The organism is Allobosea sp. NPDC055332, assembly GCF_053645455.1.
In genome coordinates, this window is sequence record NZ_JBSHMO010000002.1 from 283872 (window position 1) to 302469 (window position 18598).

General features: G+C 65.2%; 20 protein-coding genes. All 20 read left to right on the forward strand.

Annotated features, from left to right (window positions below):
* The first annotated feature begins 17 nt into the window (after positions 1-17).
* The 20 genes from ACWIGM_RS10045 (at position 18) to ACWIGM_RS10140 (ending at position 18518) form a co-directional block, all read left to right on the forward strand.
* A complete protein-coding gene (locus ACWIGM_RS10045; RefSeq protein WP_454025800.1) occupies positions 18-1178 on the forward strand; it encodes a replication initiator protein A in 1161 nt (386 codons plus the stop codon).
* Positions 1175-1828, forward strand: coding sequence for a ParA family partition ATPase (gene parA, locus ACWIGM_RS10050; protein ID WP_454025801.1), 654 nt, complete (start codon positions 1175-1177; stop codon positions 1826-1828). Before ACWIGM_RS10045 ends, parA begins: the two co-directional genes overlap by 4 nt.
* The gene (locus ACWIGM_RS10055; protein ID WP_454025802.1) at positions 1825-2079 is read left to right on the forward strand and encodes a hypothetical protein; all 255 of its coding nucleotides are present in this window, start codon (positions 1825-1827) and stop codon (positions 2077-2079) included. Before parA ends, ACWIGM_RS10055 begins: the two co-directional genes overlap by 4 nt.
* Positions 2076-2582, forward strand: coding sequence for a DUF2840 domain-containing protein (locus tag ACWIGM_RS10060; protein ID WP_454025803.1), 507 nt, complete (start codon positions 2076-2078; stop codon positions 2580-2582). The genes ACWIGM_RS10055 and ACWIGM_RS10060 overlap by 4 nt, the downstream gene beginning before the upstream one ends.
* Entirely contained in the window at positions 2579-3124 is a 546-nt protein-coding gene (locus tag ACWIGM_RS10065; RefSeq protein WP_454025804.1) for a S26 family signal peptidase, read from the forward strand. The genes ACWIGM_RS10060 and ACWIGM_RS10065 overlap by 4 nt, the downstream gene beginning before the upstream one ends.
* Before the next feature lie 53 nt (positions 3125-3177).
* Positions 3178-3513 carry a DUF736 domain-containing protein gene (locus ACWIGM_RS10070; protein WP_454025805.1) on the forward strand — a complete coding sequence of 112 codons (336 nt, stop codon included), beginning with the start codon at positions 3178-3180 and terminating at the stop codon, positions 3511-3513.
* Between the two features lie 5 nt (positions 3514-3518).
* Positions 3519-4448 carry a lytic transglycosylase domain-containing protein gene (locus ACWIGM_RS10075; protein WP_454026967.1) on the forward strand — a complete coding sequence of 310 codons (930 nt, stop codon included), beginning with the start codon at positions 3519-3521 and terminating at the stop codon, positions 4446-4448.
* A gap of 243 nt (positions 4449-4691) precedes the next feature.
* Positions 4692-6431, forward strand: coding sequence for a relaxase/mobilization nuclease domain-containing protein (locus ACWIGM_RS10080; protein ID WP_454025806.1), 1740 nt, complete (start codon positions 4692-4694; stop codon positions 6429-6431).
* A 21-nt stretch (positions 6432-6452) separates the two neighbouring features.
* Entirely contained in the window at positions 6453-8441 is a 1989-nt protein-coding gene (locus tag ACWIGM_RS10085) for a conjugal transfer protein TraG (RefSeq protein ID WP_454025807.1), read from the forward strand.
* Positions 8442-8446: 5 nt separating this feature from the next.
* Complete coding sequence (locus ACWIGM_RS10090) at positions 8447-8890, forward strand: CopG family transcriptional regulator (protein ID WP_454025808.1); 444 nt, start codon at positions 8447-8449, stop codon at positions 8888-8890.
* A 197-nt stretch (positions 8891-9087) separates the two neighbouring features.
* Positions 9088-10011 (forward strand): LysR substrate-binding domain-containing protein, encoded by a 924-nt coding sequence (locus ACWIGM_RS10095; protein WP_454025809.1) that lies wholly within the window; start codon positions 9088-9090, stop codon positions 10009-10011.
* 226 nt (positions 10012-10237) lie between these two features.
* Positions 10238-11263: an ABC transporter substrate-binding protein gene (locus tag ACWIGM_RS10100; RefSeq protein ID WP_454025810.1), complete on the forward strand. Its 1026-nt coding sequence runs from the start codon at positions 10238-10240 to the stop codon at positions 11261-11263.
* Positions 11264-11312: 49 nt separating this feature from the next.
* A complete protein-coding gene (locus ACWIGM_RS10105) occupies positions 11313-12380 on the forward strand; it encodes an ABC transporter ATP-binding protein (RefSeq protein WP_454025811.1) in 1068 nt (355 codons plus the stop codon).
* Complete coding sequence (locus ACWIGM_RS10110; RefSeq protein ID WP_454025812.1) at positions 12373-13245, forward strand: ABC transporter permease; 873 nt, start codon at positions 12373-12375, stop codon at positions 13243-13245. Before ACWIGM_RS10105 ends, ACWIGM_RS10110 begins: the two co-directional genes overlap by 8 nt.
* 11 nt (positions 13246-13256) lie before the next feature.
* Complete coding sequence (locus ACWIGM_RS10115; protein WP_454026968.1) at positions 13257-14051, forward strand: ABC transporter permease; 795 nt, start codon at positions 13257-13259, stop codon at positions 14049-14051.
* 98 nt (positions 14052-14149) lie between these two features.
* Complete coding sequence (locus ACWIGM_RS10120) at positions 14150-15286, forward strand: NAD(P)/FAD-dependent oxidoreductase (RefSeq protein WP_454025813.1); 1137 nt, start codon at positions 14150-14152, stop codon at positions 15284-15286.
* Positions 15276-15608: a (2Fe-2S)-binding protein gene (locus ACWIGM_RS10125; RefSeq protein WP_454025814.1), complete on the forward strand. Its 333-nt coding sequence runs from the start codon at positions 15276-15278 to the stop codon at positions 15606-15608. Before ACWIGM_RS10120 ends, ACWIGM_RS10125 begins: the two co-directional genes overlap by 11 nt.
* The gene (locus tag ACWIGM_RS10130) at positions 15605-16969 is read left to right on the forward strand and encodes an FAD-dependent oxidoreductase (RefSeq protein WP_454025815.1); all 1365 of its coding nucleotides are present in this window, start codon (positions 15605-15607) and stop codon (positions 16967-16969) included. Before ACWIGM_RS10125 ends, ACWIGM_RS10130 begins: the two co-directional genes overlap by 4 nt.
* Before the next feature lie 37 nt (positions 16970-17006).
* Positions 17007-17366, forward strand: coding sequence for a RidA family protein (locus tag ACWIGM_RS10135; RefSeq protein ID WP_454025816.1), 360 nt, complete (start codon positions 17007-17009; stop codon positions 17364-17366).
* 30 nt (positions 17367-17396) lie between these two features.
* Positions 17397-18518: a mandelate racemase/muconate lactonizing enzyme family protein gene (locus tag ACWIGM_RS10140; protein WP_454025817.1), complete on the forward strand. Its 1122-nt coding sequence runs from the start codon at positions 17397-17399 to the stop codon at positions 18516-18518.
* Positions 18519-18598 lie beyond the last annotated feature (80 nt).

Here is an 18598-nt window from a genome sequence, read left to right on the forward strand (position 1 = left end):
CCGCGGACCTCCTTTTCGTGTCGTCGCGAAATCGCCCGAGTTCGGAGCGCGGACAGCTCGACCTGTTCCATGCGCGCCCCGGCGATTTCGCGCCAAGAGATGCGCAGGACCTCATGGCCTATCCGTTCTTCTCCCTCGCCAAGACGCCGCGCATCGCGCCGATCGACTTTGCTGCCGGCAGCGTCTCCATCCGCGTCGAGGCCGTGCCCGATCACGGCATGGCGACCATCTGGGATGCCGACATCCTGATCTGGGCGGGAAGCCAGATCGTCGACGCCCGCGACGCAGGGCTTCGCACTTCTCGGCTGATGGCCGCCACCCCATACGAGATTCTGAAGTTCATCGGCCGCGGAACCTCGCTACGCGACTATCAGCGCCTCAAGGCGGCGCTGGATCGCCTCCAGTCCACCACCGTCAGCACGACCATCCGCCAGCCGGCGGAAGGACGGCGTCACCGCTTCTCCTGGATCAACGAGTGGAAGGAGCGCACCGACCGGCATGGCAAGGCTGCCGGCATCGAGCTGATGGTTCCGGACTGGTTCTACCAGGCCGTACTCGATGACGCGCTGGTTCTCACCATCGACCGCGCCTATTTCGACCTGACGGGCGGCCTCGAGCGCTGGCTCTACCGCATCGCGCGCAAGCATGGCGGTCACCAGCGCCAGGGCTGGCGCTTCGATTTCCACCATCTCCACCAGAAGTCAGGCAGCCTGTCGCCGTTCAAGCGCTTCGCCTTCGAGCTGCGCGACATCATCCGGCGCCAACCTTTGCCGGGCTACGAACTCTTCGTCGAGGTTGAGGTCGGCGGCCGCACGCTGCTTGCCTTCGAGCCGTCCCCTTCCGGTGGACAGGCTGTGGATTGTCTCGTGCCATCGGGAACCCCCGGTGACGTGCTATCCGGAACCGGCCCCTCGTGCCATCGGGAACCCAAACCAGGCCTAACACTCAAAGATCAAACAGGAATTCGCGCCCTTAACTTAGAGTCTAACAGAGAATCTAACTTTAAGAGGCGCGCGCGCGATGGAAATCCCATCGCGAACGGATGCCTGCACGCATCCGAGGCCTCTGCCGATTTCACGGTCTCCGAGACGTCTTTCCGTCAATCCGCTTCGGCGTCCAAGGATACGTCCCGCGGTCTCATGCCGCCCCGATCCCGCAAGTCGGGAGGCGCATCATGATCGTCGCCGTGCTCAACCAAAAGGGCGGCGTCGGCAAGACGACGCTGGCGCTGCATCTCGCCGGCGAATGGGCGCGACGCGGCACGCGTGTCACGCTGATCGACGCGGACCCGCAGGGCTCTGCCCTGGACTGGTCGCAGCAGCGCGGTCGCGAGGGCTTGCCACGCGCCTTCGGCGTCGTCGGCCTCGCTCGCGACACGCTCCATCGTGAGGCGCCCGAGCTGGCGCGGGACGTCGATCACGTCGTCATCGACGGGCCGCCGCGTGTTGCCGGCCTCATGCGCTCCGCGCTGCTTGCCGCCGACCTCGTGCTGATCCCGGTGCAGCCATCGCCGTTCGACGGCTGGGCCTCGGCTGAAATGCTGGCGCTTCTGAGCGAAGCGCGCATCTATCGGCCGCAGCTTTCCGCCCGCTTCGTCCTCAATCGCTGCGGTGCGCGCACGATCATCGCCCGCGAGACGGCCGAGACGTTGGCCGATCACGATCCGCCGCTACTCGCCACGACCATCGGCCAACGCGTCGTCTTTGCCGATGCGGCGCAGACCGGACGGCTCGCCTCCGAGATCGCCATCGACAGCCTCGCCGCGCGCGAGATCACGGCGCTCGCAGTGGAGATTGCACGGCACCACATGGGGAGGCTCGCGCCATGACGGAGCGTGCATCCAAGCGCGGCTTCGCCTCCCGCCCTGGCGATGCCGAGGGCTGGATCAGAGCGGCCGAGGCGCCATCGAACGGCAAGGCCGCCTCCAGCGCCTTCACCGCCCGCCTGACCATCGACATCACGCCGGAGCTGCGCGGACGCATCAAGGTCGTGGCCTTCCGGCGCGGCGTGACCGTCGCCGACATGCTGCGCGACCTGCTCACCCGCGAATTCGCGCCCACCGATGGAGATACGCCATGAGCGGCCATGCGGCGCGGCGCGCGCAGCCGGCCGGGCCGGCGCCTTTCACCACGCTCGTCGATCTGACCTGGCGACAGAGGAAGATCGAGCATTGGATCAGGTTCGGTCGCAAGAGCTATGAGCAAATCCTCGACCGCCATCGCAGCATCGTCGGCTTCGCGCCGAACAGCATCTTCGCCTTCGTCCGGTGGGCCGCCAACGAGTACGGCACGATCGTCTCGCGCATCGACATCGTGCGCGCGATCGGACGGGGCGAGCCGTTCCAGACGCTGCCCTTCGTGCGTCCCGGCGGCGAAATTCTTCTGAGGGCCGATAGCTGGCCGACCGTCGAACGTGTGCTTCAGCATATCGATGCGATCGAGGGGCACGGCATCGTTCCGGCCGATGTCGACCCGGCCCATTGGCGCCACGTCCATCATCGGCTGCGCGCCAGCGAGCCGCCTTCCGCCTACACGCCCTCGCGCCAGGAAGCATGGCTGAAGCGTCGAGGGATCGCGCCATGAAGCGCACTAGCCTCCTTTTCGCGACCGCGTTCGCAACGATAGGCGTGAGTGTTCCGGCGATCACGCCGATGCCGAACAAGCTGATCTGGAACGCCTCCGCCAGCGCACCGGTCGGATTCTACACCACCGAACCCACAGGCGCGCTCGAGTTGAACGAGCTCGTTGCCGTCATGCCACCGGCGCCGCTCGCCCAGTTCATGGTGGCACGCGGCTATGTCGGCGCCGGCATGCCGCTTCTGAAGCGCATCCTCGGGCTGCCGGGCCAGCGCGTCTGCCGCACCGGGCGGACCGTCACGGTCGATGGCGTGGAGATGGGCGAGGCGCTCGAACGCGACCGCATGGGCCGCGAACTGCTCGTCTGGCGCGGATGCCGCACCATCGCTCAGGGCGAGCTCTTCCTAATGAACCGCGGCGTCCGCGACAGCTTCGACGGGCGCTATTTCGGCCCGTTGCCAGCCGCGGCGGTGATCGGCCGGGCCCTACCGCTCCTCACCGACGAGGACGGTGACGGCCGCTTCGTCCGGCGCGCCCGAACCCGCTGACCACGCGCGGACGCGCTGATCCCATTCACGCACTGCCATCGAAGGAGGCCACCGTGGCCAATATCGGCGCATTCCAGAAGACCAAGACCGGCTACACCGGCCACATCCGCACGCTCGTCGTCGACGCTGAGGTCGTGCTCATCCCCGCGAAGAAATCCGACGCCGAGCATGCACCGGATTTTCGCATTCATCGCGGCGACGCCGACGGTCCCGAGCTTGGCGCGGCCTGGAAGGAGACCGGCGACAAGGCCGGCGAGTATCTGTCCTTGCAGCTCGATGATCCCACGCTCGCGCAGCCGATCCGCGCCATCCTCTTCCGCTCCGATGATGATGACAGCGCCTGGTCGCTGCACTGGAATCGCCCGAAGCCGCGCAATGCACGGGTCTGATGGCGATGCGATCCAGCGCCGTCCCCGCAGTCAAAACCCTCATCCCGCTGTTCGCGGAAAGACCGGCTCATCCCGCTGTCCCGCTCGACCGCAGGACGGCCGGCGCGCGCAGCGAAGGTCAAGGGCGGCGGTTCGCCGGCGCGTCGCGCGAACCCTTGACCGCAGCGAGCACGTTGGCAGGCTGGCGGTGCAGCGGAGACAGGGCGCTATTCCGTTCTGCCATTGCGGTAGCGATCTGCGCGCTGGGTCCGCTCTTCATCTGCGTCAGTTCGGGCATCGCAAACGCGCAATCGACTCCGATAGGTCGCGCGACTGCCGCCGATCCTCATGCGTCGCACATCATCGACGCGTCGCGGCGGTTCGGCATTCCGGAACGCTGGATTCGCGCCGTGATGCGCAAGGAAAGCGCGGGCGATGTGGGTGCAGTGTCATCGGCCGGCGCCATAGGACTGATGCAGGTCATGCCCGAGACCTGGGCGGAGCTTCGCCTCCGCCATGGTCTTGGCCGCAGCCCCTACGATCCGCATGACAACATCCTCGCAGGCACGGCGTATCTGCGCGAGATGTGGGACCGCTATGGCGACGCCGCCGCCATGCTCGCCGCCTACAATGCGGGGCCGGCGCGCTATGACGAACACCGCGCCAAGGGCCGTCCCTTGCCGGCCGAAACCCGCGCCTACATCGCGTTGCTGGCGCCCGTTCTGCGCGCCGAGCGTCCATCGAAGATCGCCTTCACCGTCACGCAGCCGCTCGATTGGCGCGACGCGGCGATCTTCATCATGCGCGATGACGGCATGTTCACCGCCAATCCCACGTCGCCCGATCGGCCGCCGACCAACGACCGCTCGTCCAAGTCAGCGACACCCGCGGCTCTGACGACGTCACAGCCCGCGGCACTGTTCATCACCCGCCGCGGCAGTGGAGCGGCGCCATGACCGGATCGGCAGTCCTTCGCGTTCCCTCCTGCGCTGGCGTGCCCTGGAGTGCGCCGGGGGTGGTGGCAGGCGACACGACCGGGGGATGGCGAGATAAAAAGGCGCAACGTGCGCTTCGGCCGGATGGTTGTTTTTGCTCAGCTTTCTGGGCCGCTCCGCACCGTGCCGCCATACGTCGCACCGTTCGCCAACAGCTCATCTTTTTGATTTCCAGGCGCATTTTGCACGTCGCGGGGTTGCGCCATGGCCGATGAGCGCGAATTCCGCATCCGTCCAGGCCGCATCCGCTCGACCCGTGCGCAGCAGGCGCGGCCCTTCATCGCGCAGGCCCTGGCAGCGGCGCAGAAGGCCGGTGGCCGCGTATCTCGCTCCGGCAAGATCACGCCGGGCAACCGCTCACGTTTCGGCCGCGGCCAGCGCGCCAGCATCCAGGCCAACCGGCTGTTGACCGGACGCTCGCGCATCGTCGTCATCAAGACCCGCGTGGTACGACACACCGCGCGCTCCACCCCGCTCAGCGCGCACCTCAACTATCTGCGCCGTGACGGCGTGACCCGCGATGGCGAAAAGGCCCGGATGTTCGGGCCAGGGTCCGACGACATGGACGTGCGCGCCTTCGCGGAGCGCTGCGAGGACGATCGCCATCATTTCCGGTTCATCGTCTCGCCCGGGGACGCGGTGGAGATGGCCGACCTCAAGGCTCACGCCCGCGAGCTGATGGCGCATATGGAGAAGGACCTCGTCACGAAGCTCGACTGGGTCGGGGTCGTTCACTGGAACACCGACAATCCGCACATCCACATCATCCTGCGCGGCCGCGCCGGCGACGGCCAGGACCTCGTCATCTCCCGCGACTACATTAAGGATGGCATGCGCGCTCGCGCGCAGGACCTCGTCACGCAGGAGCTCGGCCAACGGACCGATCTGGAGATCCATCGCAACCTGACCGCCCAAGTCGAGGCGGAGCGCTGGACCCAGCTCGATCGGCAGCTCATGCGCGATGGGCGCAAGACCGGCATCGTCGACCTGGCGCCCCGCGCCGATCAACCACCCGACGAATTCCACGCGCTGAAGGCCGGGCGGCTGCGCACGCTGGAAATCCTTGGCGTCGCAGGACAGGTCGGCCACTCGCAGTGGCACATCGCGGACAATGCGGAAGCGGTGCTGCGCGAGCTTGGCGCGCGCGGCGACATCATCAAGCGCATGCACCGCGCCCTGACCGAGCGCGGCATCGAGCGCGGCTCGGCCAATTATGTCCTCGCAGCCGAGAGCCTCGAGGTTCCCGTGATCGGCCGCCTCCTCGAGCGCGGACATGATGATGAGCTGAGGGGCACCGCCTATGCCGTGATCGACGGCGTTGACGGCCGGACCCATCATCTCAAGCTGCCGCATCTCGACGCCGCAGGCGACAGTCCGCCGGGCTCGATCGTCGAGCTCCGATCCTATGAGGACGCGCGCGGCGAGCGCCGCATCGCACTCGCGGTCCGCTCCGACCTCGACATCCAGGCACAGATCAATGCGACCGGAGCAACCTGGCTCGACCGGCAAGCGGTGGCGCGCGAGCCGATCGCTCTGTCGGAGGGCGGCTTCGGCGCCGACATGCGACAGGCGATGGAACAGCGCGCCGATCATCTCATCGCGGAAGGTCTCGCGGAGCGGCGGGGCCAGCGCGTCATCTTCGCGCGTCAGCTGCTCAACACCTTGCGCGACCGGGACGTCAGTGCGCTCGGCGAGAAGCTGGCAGGCGAGAGCAGCCTGCCGTTCAATCGCGCCGGCAGCGGGGAATACATCGCTGGCACCTATCGCCAGCGCTTCACGCTCGCCACCGGCCGCTTCGCCATGATCGACGACGGCCTCGGCTTCCAGCTCGTGCCCTGGTCGCCTTCTCTCGAAAAGCAGCTCGGCCGCCACGTCTCCGGTGTCGCTCGCGACGGCGGCGGCGTCGATTGGGATTTCGGCCGCAAGCGAGGGCTCGGCTTCTGACCCTTGAGAAAGGAATCTGCGATGTCCGCAACCAAGATCCTATGGGGACAGATCACTGTCGTTTTCCTGATCGTCCTCTCCACGACCTGGGGCGCCACCCAGTATGTCGCCTGGAGCCTCGGGTTTCAGGCGCAGCTCGGTCCGCCATGGTTCGAGCTCGCCGGCTGGCCCGTCTATTATCCGCCGGCGATCTTCTGGTGGTGGTACTTCTACGAGGCCTATGCGCCGGGCATCTTCGCTGAAGGCGGTTTGATCGCGGCATCCGGTGGCTTCATCGCGACCGCGGTCGCCATCGGCATGTCGGTCTGGCGCGCGCGCGAGGCAAAGCACGCCGCGACCTATGGCTCGGCGCGCTGGGCCGACAAGACCGAGATCAAGGCGGCCGGCCTGCTCGATCCCGATGGTGTGGTGCTCGGCCGCTTCGAGCGGGACTATCTTCGCCATAACGGGCCGGAGCATGTGCTGTGCTTCGCGCCAACCCGTTCGGGCAAGGGCGTCGGCCTCGTCATCCCTTCGCTCCTGACCTGGCCCGGCTCGGCCATCGTTCACGACATTAAGGGCGAGAATTGGCAACTCACCTCCGGCTTCCGCGCACAGCATGGTTGCGCGCTGCTGTTCGATCCGACCAATCCGAATTCGTCCGCCTACAACCCATTGCTCGAGGTCCGGCGCGGCGAGTGGGAGGTGCGTGACGTCCAGAACATCGCGGACATCCTGGTCGATCCGGAAGGCAGCCTCGACAAGCGCAACCATTGGGAAAAGACCAGCCACAGCCTTCTGGTCGGCGCCATCCTGCATGTTCTCTATGCGGAGACGAACAAGACGCTGGCAGGCGTCGCCAACTTTCTGTCCGATCCGAAGCGGCCGGTGGAATCCACCCTGCGCGCCATGATGAAGACCGCGCATCTCGGAGAGGCCGGGCCGCATCCCGTGGTCGCTTCGGCCGCGCGTGAGCTGCTCAACAAATCCGACAACGAGCGCTCCGGTGTGCTCTCCACCGCCATGTCGTTCCTCGGATTGTACCGTGATCCCGTCGTGGCCGAAGTGACGCGCCGTTGCGACTGGCGCATCGCAGACATCGTGGGCGGCGAACGGCCGGCGACGCTCTACCTCGTCGTGCCGCCCTCCGACATCAACCGGACGAAGCCCCTGATCCGGTTGTTGCTGAATCAGATCGGCCGACGCCTAACCGAGGATCTCCAGGCCAAGCAAGGCAGGCATCGCCTGTTGCTCATGCTCGATGAGTTTCCGGCGTTGGGGCGGCTCGACTTCTTCGAGAGCGCGCTCGCCTTCATGGCTGGCTACGGCTTGAAGTCGTTCCTGATCGCGCAGTCGCTGAACCAGATCGAGAAAGCCTACGGCCCGAACAACTCGATCCTCGACAACTGCCATGTCCGCGTCAGCTTCGCGACCAATGACGAGCGTACTGCGAAACGTGTCTCGGACGCGCTGGGCACCGCGACCGAGATGCGGGCAATGAAGAACTATGCCGGGCATCGCCTGTCGCCCTGGCTGGGCCACCTCATGGTCTCGCGTTCGGAAACTGCCCGCCAGTTGTTGACGCCCGGCGAAATCATGCAGCTTCCGCCGGGCGACGAGATCGTCATGATCGCCGGCATCGCGCCGATCCGAGCGAAGAAGGCGCGCTACTACGACGATGCCCGTTTCAGGGAACGCATCCTGCCGCCGCCGGAATTGCAGCGCCGCGCCGAGGTCCCTGCCGACGAGTGGAGCAAGTTGCCGATTCCGGTCCAGCCTGTGGCCGCTACGGCTTCGGACGCGCAGCAGCAGGACGATGAAGACCCGACCGAATCCGAACGCCGGCTGCAGCCCGAGCTCAATCGCGTGAAGCCGGTCGAGAAGAAGGAGCCGATCGAGAACGAATTCGAGATCGATCCGAGCGACGATGGTGACGATGACGCCGCCGTGCGCAATCGTCGGCTGGCCCGCCTCATGCAAGGCGTCGCGCGACAGGTATCGCTCGATCCCAACGACGGCATGGAGCTGTGAGCGCCGTGGCCGCCAAAGGCAAGAAGACCAAGATCTCGGTCTATGTCGATCCGGATGTCATGACGATGCTCGCCGATTATGCCGCACGACGGAGTCAGTCGCAGTCGATGATCGCCGAAGCCGCCATCGCGTCCTTCCTGTCTCCGGATGCCGCCGAGCGGCGCGAAGCCGCGATCGGCAAACGTCTCGACCAACTCGATCGGCGCATGATGCGGTTGGAGCGCGACATGGGCATCGCAGTCGAGACGCTGGCCGTATTCGTCCGATTCTGGGTGACCACGACGCCGGCCTTGCCGGAACCCGCCGCGCAGGCGGCGCGCGCCAAGGCAAATGAGCGCTATGAAGCCTTCATCACTGCCCTCGGCCGCAGGCTCGCCAAGGGGCCGAAGCTGCGCCAGGAGATTCCCGAGGACGCGCACCCGTTAAACGACGATCGCATGCAGTCCTAGTTAAGTCGGAGGTTACGCCGGAATCTGACGCAGATCGGCCGCGAGCGGTTATCCTGCCGGTTGAGTCTAACGTCATCGCAACGTTGCGCTCGATGCAGGGAGGCGTCACGGTACAATACGCGATGCCAGCAGCTGCATTGCCAGGCGACGAGCATGCATGAAGGTTCTTTGTAGTGCTTTAAAGAGGGCGCGAAGGAGTGCGATTTTCTCACGTCGAAGCCTTTCGCGCGGTTATGATAACCGGCTCCACCACAGCGGCGGCTCGGATCCTTCATACGTCGCAGCCAAATGTCAGCCGCTCCATCGGGCAACTGGAAAAGGAAACGGGGCTTCAGTTGTTCGAGCGGATGCCGGGAAAAGTGGTGCCCACCACAGACGGCTTGTCGTTTTTCAATGAGGTCCAACGCAGCTTCCACGGTATTCGGCGATTGGAGGAGGCGGCAAACCGCATTCGCCGGTTCAGCGGGGGCCTTCTCCGGATCGGATCGATTCAGACTTTGGCATACGGCCTGATCCCGCGCTCGATTAAACGCTTTGCGTCGATCTATCCGGAAACCGGCATTTCGATCCATGCGGGACATTCGGCGGCAGTGTCGCAGTGGGTGGATGAAATGTCCTGCGATGTCGGAATCGTATCGCACCTGTACGAGAATTACGGATTCTCCAGCGAGGAGCTCTACAGCATCGACGGGGTGTGCCTGATGCCGGCGGAGCATCGCCTGGCTGGCAAAGCGGCGGTGCGCCCGGCTGATCTCGCTGATGAGCCCTACATTTCCTTCGCACAGAACGACCACGGCCGCTCGGAAGTCGACAAGGTGTTCTCGAAGGCCGGCATCGAGCGGCGCATTACCCTGGAAACGCCGTTCAGCACCATCACCTGCTCGCTGGTGGCACAAGGGCTCGGCGTGGCGATCGTCAACCCGCTCGCGGCACAGGACTACCGGCATTTGGGCGTCGTCATGCGGCCCTTCCGCCCCTCGATCAAGCACAAGGCCCGGCTGATCTACCCGAAGGGGCGCCCGGAAAACCGTTTGGTCGCCAGCTTCGTCGAGGTCCTCAAGGCCGTGACGATGGAGGAAACGGCGGCCCTCTCGGCTGTGCGGGAGCGCAGCGACAAATAGCGGAAACCTCGCCGAGTTGGGCGTCGATGTGCGGCTTGGATCTCGGCTCGGAAACCCTCCAATGGCCTCAGGCGAAGCGCTGCGGGCCTATATCCTCACTGCATAGACCCTTGGCTTATTTCTATTTGCTCTCATGGCAGGCGGTTCATAGCCTGCGTACTCATGAGATCGTGACGGGAGGAGAACGCGGCGCGACTCAGGTCAGATAAAAATATTCGGAGGGGTCATGAATCATTTTCGTAGTTTCTTGCTGGCGGGAGCCGTAGCTTTTGCTTGTCCTGCATCGGCTCAGCAAACCATGTACGTCGCCGGACCAGGCGGCAGCACGCAAAAGCTTTTTCAAACTCAGATCATTCCCGAGTTCGAAGCCAAGCATAAGGTCAAGATTACTTACGTTCCCGGGATTTCGAGCGAGATCGTTGCGAAGCTGCAGGCTCAAGCCGGCAAGCAGGAGATCAACGTCGCTATCGTCGATGATGGCCCGCTCTATCAGGCGATCCAATTCGGCTATTGCGACAAGCTGAGCGACGCCCCGATCTACAAGGACATCTACCCCTTCGCCCAATTCGGCGGAAACGGCATCGGCATCGGATTGGTGGCGACCGGGATCGCCTACAACGCCGCCAACTACAAGAAGAAGGGTTGGCCGGCGCCGACCTCCTGGAAGGATCTGACCGACAGGAAGCTGGAAGGGCGCGCAACGGCGTCCTCGCTGTCCGGCACCTACGGGGTGCATACGCTCGTGATGTTCGCCCGCATCAACGGCGGCGACGAGAGCAACATCGAGCCCGGCTTCGATTCCATCCGCAAATCGCTGACGCCAAATATCCTGAGCTGGTCTTCCTCGCCCGCGAAGCTCGCGGAGATGTTCCAGAACAACGATGTCGACGTCGCCGTGTGGGGCAGCAGCCGCGCGGTCGCTCTCAAGAACACCGGCTTTCCGATGGAGTTCGTGTATCCGAAGGAGGGAACGCCCGCGCTCGTGCTCGGCGCTTGCCCGGTGGTCCAGAACAATCTCCCCGAAGCGTCGCAGGCCTTCCTGCAACATCTCGTCACGCCCGAAATCCAGGCGAAGCTGGCCACGGAAGGCTTCGGTCCCACCAATCGCCAGACCAGGCTGGATGCCAAGCTGGCCGAACAGGTCCCCTATGGCGACGAGCGCGTCGGCCGGATGATCTCGGTTCAATGGAGCGAGATCAACAAGAAGCGCGCCGAATGGACCAATCGCTGGAACCGCACGATCGAGAGATAGGGCGCAAGCGCCCATTCTCCGCAGCCGTCGAAGCGAAAGCCCCATAGAAATGAGCAGCGTGTCCCTGCGTGCCTTGTCGAAGAGTTATGGCCCGGTCCATGCCGTTCGCGGCGTGGAGCTGGATGTGAAAGAAGGCGAATTCCTCTCGCTGCTCGGCCCCTCGGGCTGCGGCAAGACCACGACGCTTCAGATGGTGGCGGGCTTCGTGCCGCCGACGACGGGGAGCGTCGTGGTCGATGGCCAGGATCTGACCAGCATCGCGCCGGAAAAGCGCGATATGGGCGTCGTCTTCCAGAGCTACGCGCTGTTTCCGCATATGAACGTGGCGCAGAATATCGGCTTCGGCCTCGAAATGCGCCGTGTCGAGCGCGATGAGCTGAAACGGCGGGTCGAAGAGGCCTTGGCGATGGTTCGCCTGGCCGGTCTCGAGGGACGTTATCCTAGCGAGCTTTCCGGCGGCCAGCGCCAGCGCGTCGCCATCGCCCGCGCTTTGGCCATTCGTCCGCGGGTTCTCTTGCTGGACGAGCCGATGTCCAATCTCGACGCCAAGCTTCGCGGCGAAATGCATGTCGAGCTCCGGTCCCTGCAGCGCCGGCTCGGCATCACCGCGATCCTCGTCACCCACGATCAGGTCGAGGCCATGACGATGAGCGACCGGATCGCGGTGATGACGAATGGCGGGATCGCGCAACTCGGCACACCCCAGGAGGTCTATGACAGGCCGACATCGGAATTCGCCTCGAAATTCCTGGGGCATACGAACGTCCTGAGCGGGCGGATCGAAAGCCGGATAGCCGACGAAGCCACCGTCAGGGTCGGCCCGATCTCGTTCCGGGCGAAGGTCGCGAAGGATCAGGTCGCCCCGGACGTCGCGGTGTTCGTTCGTCCGGAGCGCCTCCGCCTCGGCCCTCCGGATCAGGCCACCATAGGGGGGCGCGTCAGTACCCGCCTGTTTCTCGGCGGGTCGTGGATCTACGAGGTCGAGACCGAACTCGGGATGCTTCGTATCACCCAGCAGAATGCAGGGCCGTCGCAGCCCGCAGAGGGCGAGACGGTCGGAGTGAGCTGGAACGCCGACGACCTACGCGTCATCGCGACGGAACGCTCCCATGGCTAGCTCTTCCGCCCGTACCCACCGCACCACGCCTTGGCTGCTCTCGCTTCCGGCGCTCGCGCTCTTTGTCGCCTTGCTGGCCGTTCCGCTCGTCCTGACGGCGATCCTGTCGTTCAACGCCTTCGACGGAATGCGTGGCATCCAGCCGACCTACGGATGGGGCAACTATCTCGAAATCCTGTTCGACGGCTATTACCGGGAGATCTTCCTCCGGACCGGCGGGATGGCCCTCGCCGTCACGGTGATTTGCATCATCCTGGGCGTGCCCGAGACCCTGATCCTCGCCAAGATGAAGCCGGTCTGGCGCGGCACCTTCTTCGTCGTCATTCTCGGGCCGCTGCTGATCTCCGTCGTCGTGCGCACGCTAGGCTGGTCGGTGCTGCTCGGCAGTCAGGGCGTGGTGAACACGGTGCTTCGCTCGCTCGGGCTGGTGGACGAACCGATCCGGCTGCTGTTCTCGATGGCGGGCGTCATCATCGTCCTGACGCATGTCTTCCTGCCCTTCATGATCATCGCCGTGTGGAGCGCCATGCAGCGCCTCGACGGACAGATCGAGCACGCGGCCCGCTCGCTCGGCGCAGGACCCTTCACCACCTTCCGCCGCATCATACTGCCGCAGCTGATGCCCGGCATCCTGTCGGGAGCCATCATCGTCTTCGCCCTGGCGGCATCGGCCTATGCCACGCCGGCGATCATCGGTGGGCGCAGGGTCAAGGTCGTCGCAACCACGCTCTACGACGAGTTCTTCAACTCGTTGAACTGGCCGCTCGGAGCCGCGATCGCAGTGCTCCTGCTGTTCGCCAACGTCCTGATCATCGTCGGATGCAATCGCCTCGTCGAGCGGCGCTTCAAGCAGGTGTTCGCATGAGCGGCCGGGACATTGCGAAGAACGGGCCATTGGCGCTGATCTTCCACACATTCATCACAGTGTTCATCTTGGCGCCGCTGGTCGTGGTGATGCTGGTCTCGCTCTCCGACAAGGAATACCTGTCGATGCCCTTCGACGGCGCTTCCCTGCGCTGGTACCGCGAAATCCTGGCGGCGCCCGAGCTCATCAGCGCATTCTGGTTGTCGATCTGGCTGGGATTGGCTTCGGCCACGCTTGCTACCGTTGTGGCAGTTCCCGCGGCGCTGGCCATTGCCCGTCATCGATTTTTCGGACGCGACGGATTGATGGCCTTCCTGATGTCGCCGCTGATGATCCCCCACGTCGTGCTCGGCGTCGCCTTCCTGCGCTTTTTCTCGATCATGGAATGGACGGGCTCTTTCGTGGCGCTCGTGGTCGTCCATGCGATCACCGTCGTGCCGTATTCGCTGCGGCTGACGCTCGCCGCCGTGGTCGGGCTCGAACGTGACGCAGAGACGGCCGCGCGGTCGCTTGGAGCGTCGCGAGCGGTCGCCTTCCGCCGCATTCTCCTGCCGCTCATCCTGCCGGGGGTGGCGGCGGGGTGGGTGCTCGCCTTCATCCAGAGCTTCGACGAGGTCACGATGACGATCTTCGTCGCGACCCCCGGAACGACGACGCTGCCGGTCGCACTCTACAATCGCATATCCCAGCTCACCGATCCGGTGACGACGTCAGTCTCCACCATCCTGATCCTGGGAACGATGGCCTTCATGTTCATTCTCGACCGGATGGTCGGGCTGGACAGGGTTCTCATCGGAAAGAAATAGCCGAAACGACCGCCCCGATCGGCCGCCCTCCGCGGGGCCGACAGGACAGTTGCGCCCGAAAACCGAGACGAAGGCCGGCTTGGACCGGAGTTGCGGACATGAGCAACCAGACGATGACGGTGGTAGGGGGCGGCCTTGTCGGCACCGCCATTGCCTACGGAGCGCTGCGGGCGGGAATGCGCGTGCGCGTTCTCGACCAGGGGGACATCGCGTTTCGCGCCTCGCGCGGCAATTTCGGCCTGGTCTGGGTTTCGAGCAAGGGGGGCAAGATGCCCCGCTATGCGAGCTGGAGCCGCGACGCGTTGAAGCTTTGGCCGACCTTGCAGAAGGAACTGATCGATCTGACCGATGTCGATGCCGGCCTCGAACAACCGGGCGGGTTCTGGCTGGGCTTCAACGATGACGACGTCAGGGCGCGCGCCGATCTTCTGGAGCGGATCGATCGCGAGGTCGGCGGCATCCCCTTCAAGATGATGGGCCCCTCGGAGCTCCGGCAGTATCTCCCCGGGATTGGGCCGGCAGTGGTGGGCGGAAGCTTCTGCCCGCTCGACGGCCACGCGAATCCGCTGATGCTGCTGCGCGGTCTGCACGCCGCGCTTCGTCACCGCGGGGCCGAGGTGATCACCGGCATCGACGTCGCCGAGGTCAGGCACGATCCCGACCACGGCGCCTTCGAGGTGGTCTCGAAGGACGGCCAGAGCTGGAAAAGCGACCGAATCGTGCTGGCGGCAGGCCTCGGTAACGCCGGATTGGCCGCGCAGGTCGGCCTGCACGCCCCCATCGCATCCACCCGCGGCCAGGTCCTCATCACCGAGCGGCTGAAGCCGTTTCTCGATTATCCCACGAACAAGTGCCGGCAGACGAGGGAGGGCAGCGTCCAGATCGGTTCGACGTCCGAGGATGTCGGCCTCGACGACGGCACGACGACCGACAAGATCGAGGTGCTGGCGCGCCGCGCGGTCGAAACCTTCCCGACTCTGGCGCGCGCGCGCCTCGTCCGGGCGTGGGGCGCCCTGCGACCGCTGACCCCGGACGGTTACCCGATCTACCAGGAATCCGCGACCTGCCCCGGAGCCTTCCTCGCCACCAGCCATAGCGGCGTCACCCTCGCGGCCGCCCATTGCTACGTGGTCGGCCCCTGGATGGCCGGTCTCTCGCAGGCGCCGGCCGGGTTCGAGGTGTTCTCCGGCGATCGATTCCTCGCCCCCGATGCGAGCTTCTCCCATGACCATTGAGCCGCTCTTCACCGTCCCGGACGCTTCGGCGAACGCCTCAGTCACCATCCTATTCGAGGGCACGCCGTTGCGGGTTCCGGCTGGCATCACAGTCGCCGCAGCCCTGCTCGTTGGTGGCGTCAGGGAGTTCCGGTCGAGCGTCGTCGGCGGTGTTCCGCGCGCGCCCTACTGCATGATGGGCGTCTGCTTCGAATGCCTCGTGGAGATAGATGGGGTGCCGGCGCGCCAAAGCTGCCTGATCCCCGTCCGCGAAGGGATGGTAGTCACGCGCCAGCTCGGTGCAGCCCATCTCGATGACTTCAGTTTGGGAGAAGAGCCATGAGCGCCGCGGCGGATCTCGTCGTCGTCGGCTGCGGGCCGGCGGGCATGGCTGCGGCCTGCGAGGCACGCGCTCAGGGTCTCTCCGTGACCGTTCTCGATGAGCAGCCTGCGCTCGGTGGCCAGATCTATCGCAACATCGAAGCCGCGCCTCCCGATCGCATCGCTGTTCTTGGCAAGGATTACCAAGCCGGGCTCGGCCTCGCGACCGAGTTCCGGGACAGCGGCGCCGGGCATCTTTGCGGCGCCATGGTCTGGAACGTCGCCCAGAACGGCGCCGTGGATTACGTCATGGACGGGCGATCGCGGCAGATCGTCGGCAAGGCCGTGCTTCTGGCGAGCGGCGCCATGGAACGGCCCTTCCCGATCAAGGGGTGGACGCTTCCCGGCGTGCTGGGGGCAGGTGCGGCGCAGATCCTGTTGAAAGGCTCCGGCGCCCTGCCCCGCAGGCCGGTCGTGCTGGCCGGCTGCGGGCCGCTGCTCTACCTCCTGGCCTGGCAATATCTCTGCGCTGGCGTGACGATCGCGGCCATCGTCGATACGACGGAGCCGTCAGGGTATCTGGGCGCCATCCGGCACGGCGTCGGCGCCCTGCGCGGCTGGCGCGATCTCGCCAAGGGCCTGAGCTTGATCGGGACGCTGCGCAGGCACGGCGTCAAATTCTATTCGGGTGCGAGCGATCTCGCGATCCAGGGCGAGCGGCAGGCCGAGAGCCTCGGCTTTCTCCATCGCGGCCGGCGGATGACGATAGCCGCGTCACTCATCCTGCTGCATCAGGGCGTCGTTCCCAACACGCAGCTATCGTGGTCGACGGGCGCGGCTCATCATTGGGACGATGCACAGCTATGCTGGCTGCCCGAGACAGACCGCTGGGGACGGCTGGGCGATACGCCGATCTACGTCGCCGGCGACAGCCGTGCCATCGTCGGTGCCCAGGCATCCGCGACCCAGGGAAGGCTGGCGGCGCTCGCCGTCGCGGAACGCACCGGTCGCGAGGTCGATGCGGGCCGGCGGGGGGCGCTGCTCGGCCTGTTCAAAGAACAAAGCCGTATCCGGCGCTTCCTGAACAGGCTCTACCGACCGAGCGACGGGAACCGCATCCCGCGCGATCCCGAGGTGATCGTCTGTCGCTGCGAAGAGGTCACCGCGGGGCAGATCCGCGGTTATGTCGAGCTCGGCTGCCGCGGCCCCAACCAGACCAAGGCGTTCGGCCGCTGCGGGATGGGCCCCTGCCAGGGACGGCTGTGCGGCCTGACGGTCACGGAGATCATCGCCGAGGCGCGCGGCGCCGCGCCCGAGGACGTCGGCTATTACCGGATCAGAGCGCCGGTCAAGCCGGTGATGCTGGGCGATTTCGTCCCCTGACCCCTTCGACACTTCGATCCATCAAAAGGAGAAAGCCATGAACGACATCGTCCGCATCGAAACCGACCCGCGCCGCAGCCGCGTCGTCGTCTACAACGGCGTCGTCTATGTCGGTGGCATGACCGCCGACGACCGCAGCCAGGACATCAAGGGGCAGACCAGGCAGACGCTCGAGAAGATAGAGCAGTTTCTCGCCAGGGCAGGAACCGACAAGAGCCGCGTGCTGACCGCGCAAATCTGGATAAAGGACCTAGCCCGCGATTTCGAGGCAATGAACGAGATCTGGAATGCCTGGACCGCGCCGAACGCAGCGCCGACGCGTGCAACGGCTCAGTGCGAGATGGGCGCGCCGGACGTCCTCGTCGAGATCATCGTGACAGCCGCGGCCGGCCGATAATCTCGCGCAACCGGCGCGGGGAGACGTGTCATGAAAATCGCCGAATTGCGAACCTATGTGCTCGCGGATGCCAACAAGCATTATCTCTACGCGGCCATCCAGACCGATGCGGGATTCGTCGGCTTCGGCGAAGCGACGCTGGACCATCGCTGGCCGTCGGTTGCCTCGGGCATCGAGGAAGGATTTCGTGCCATCGCGGGGCAGGACCCGACCGCGGTCGCGAAGCACTGGGCGCGGCTCAAGGACAAGGTCTACTGGAGCGAGGGCGCCAGCAGCATGGCTGCTCTCGCCGCAATCGATCAGGCGCTGTGGGATATCACCGGCAAGGCCTATGGCCTGCCGGTACATAAGCTCCTGGGCGGTGCCGTGCGGGATCGCGTCGGCGTCTATCTCAATCAGTGGTGGGCCGGATACCGGTCGACCGAAGAGCTGATCCGGAAGGCACTGGACGCGGTCGCGCGCGGCGCGACCGCCCTGAAATGGTATCCGTTCGGAACCTCCGATCAATTCCAGTACCGCATTCGACAGCACGACGTGCCGAGAGCGGTGGCGGAGGTGCAGGCGGTTCGCGAAGCCGTGGGTCCGTCGATCGGGCTGATGGTGGATCTCTGGCGCCGGCTCGACTGGGCCTCGGCCGCGCAGTTCTGCACCGCCGTGGCCGATTGCAACCTCGTCTTCGTCGAGGAGCCGACCGAGTTCCAAAGTGCGGACGCGCTGGCGAGGCTGTCGGCCGCTACGCGGACCCGCATCGCCTTTGGAGAAAGGCTGCATTCCCGTCGGCAATTCGCGGAGATCATTGATCGGCAAGCGGTCGGGCTCGTGCAACCCTCGATCATTCGTGTCGGCGGGCTGACCGAAGCCGTAAAAATTGGCAACGCGGCCGAGACCTACAGCATCGGCGTCGCACCACATAATCCGCATGGCCCGGTTGCGATCGCAGCCTCCGTGACGTTGGCCTCACTGCTGGCGAACTTCGTGATCCTCGAATCCTATGAGAACGACAATCCGGCTTCACGAACGCGGATCGTCCGGCAGGGACCTATGATTGAAGGAGACAGCTATCGCGTCTCGGAAGCACCCGGACTCGGCGTCGAAATTGATGAGATGGTGCTGGCAGAATTGGCGAGCTCAACGAGAGTGGCTCGCGCCTGAATGCGAACGAAAGAAAATTGCTCTTAGATCCTTGTCGCTGGCGTCCAATTTGAGGCGAGCTAACTACTTCACCATCTGGT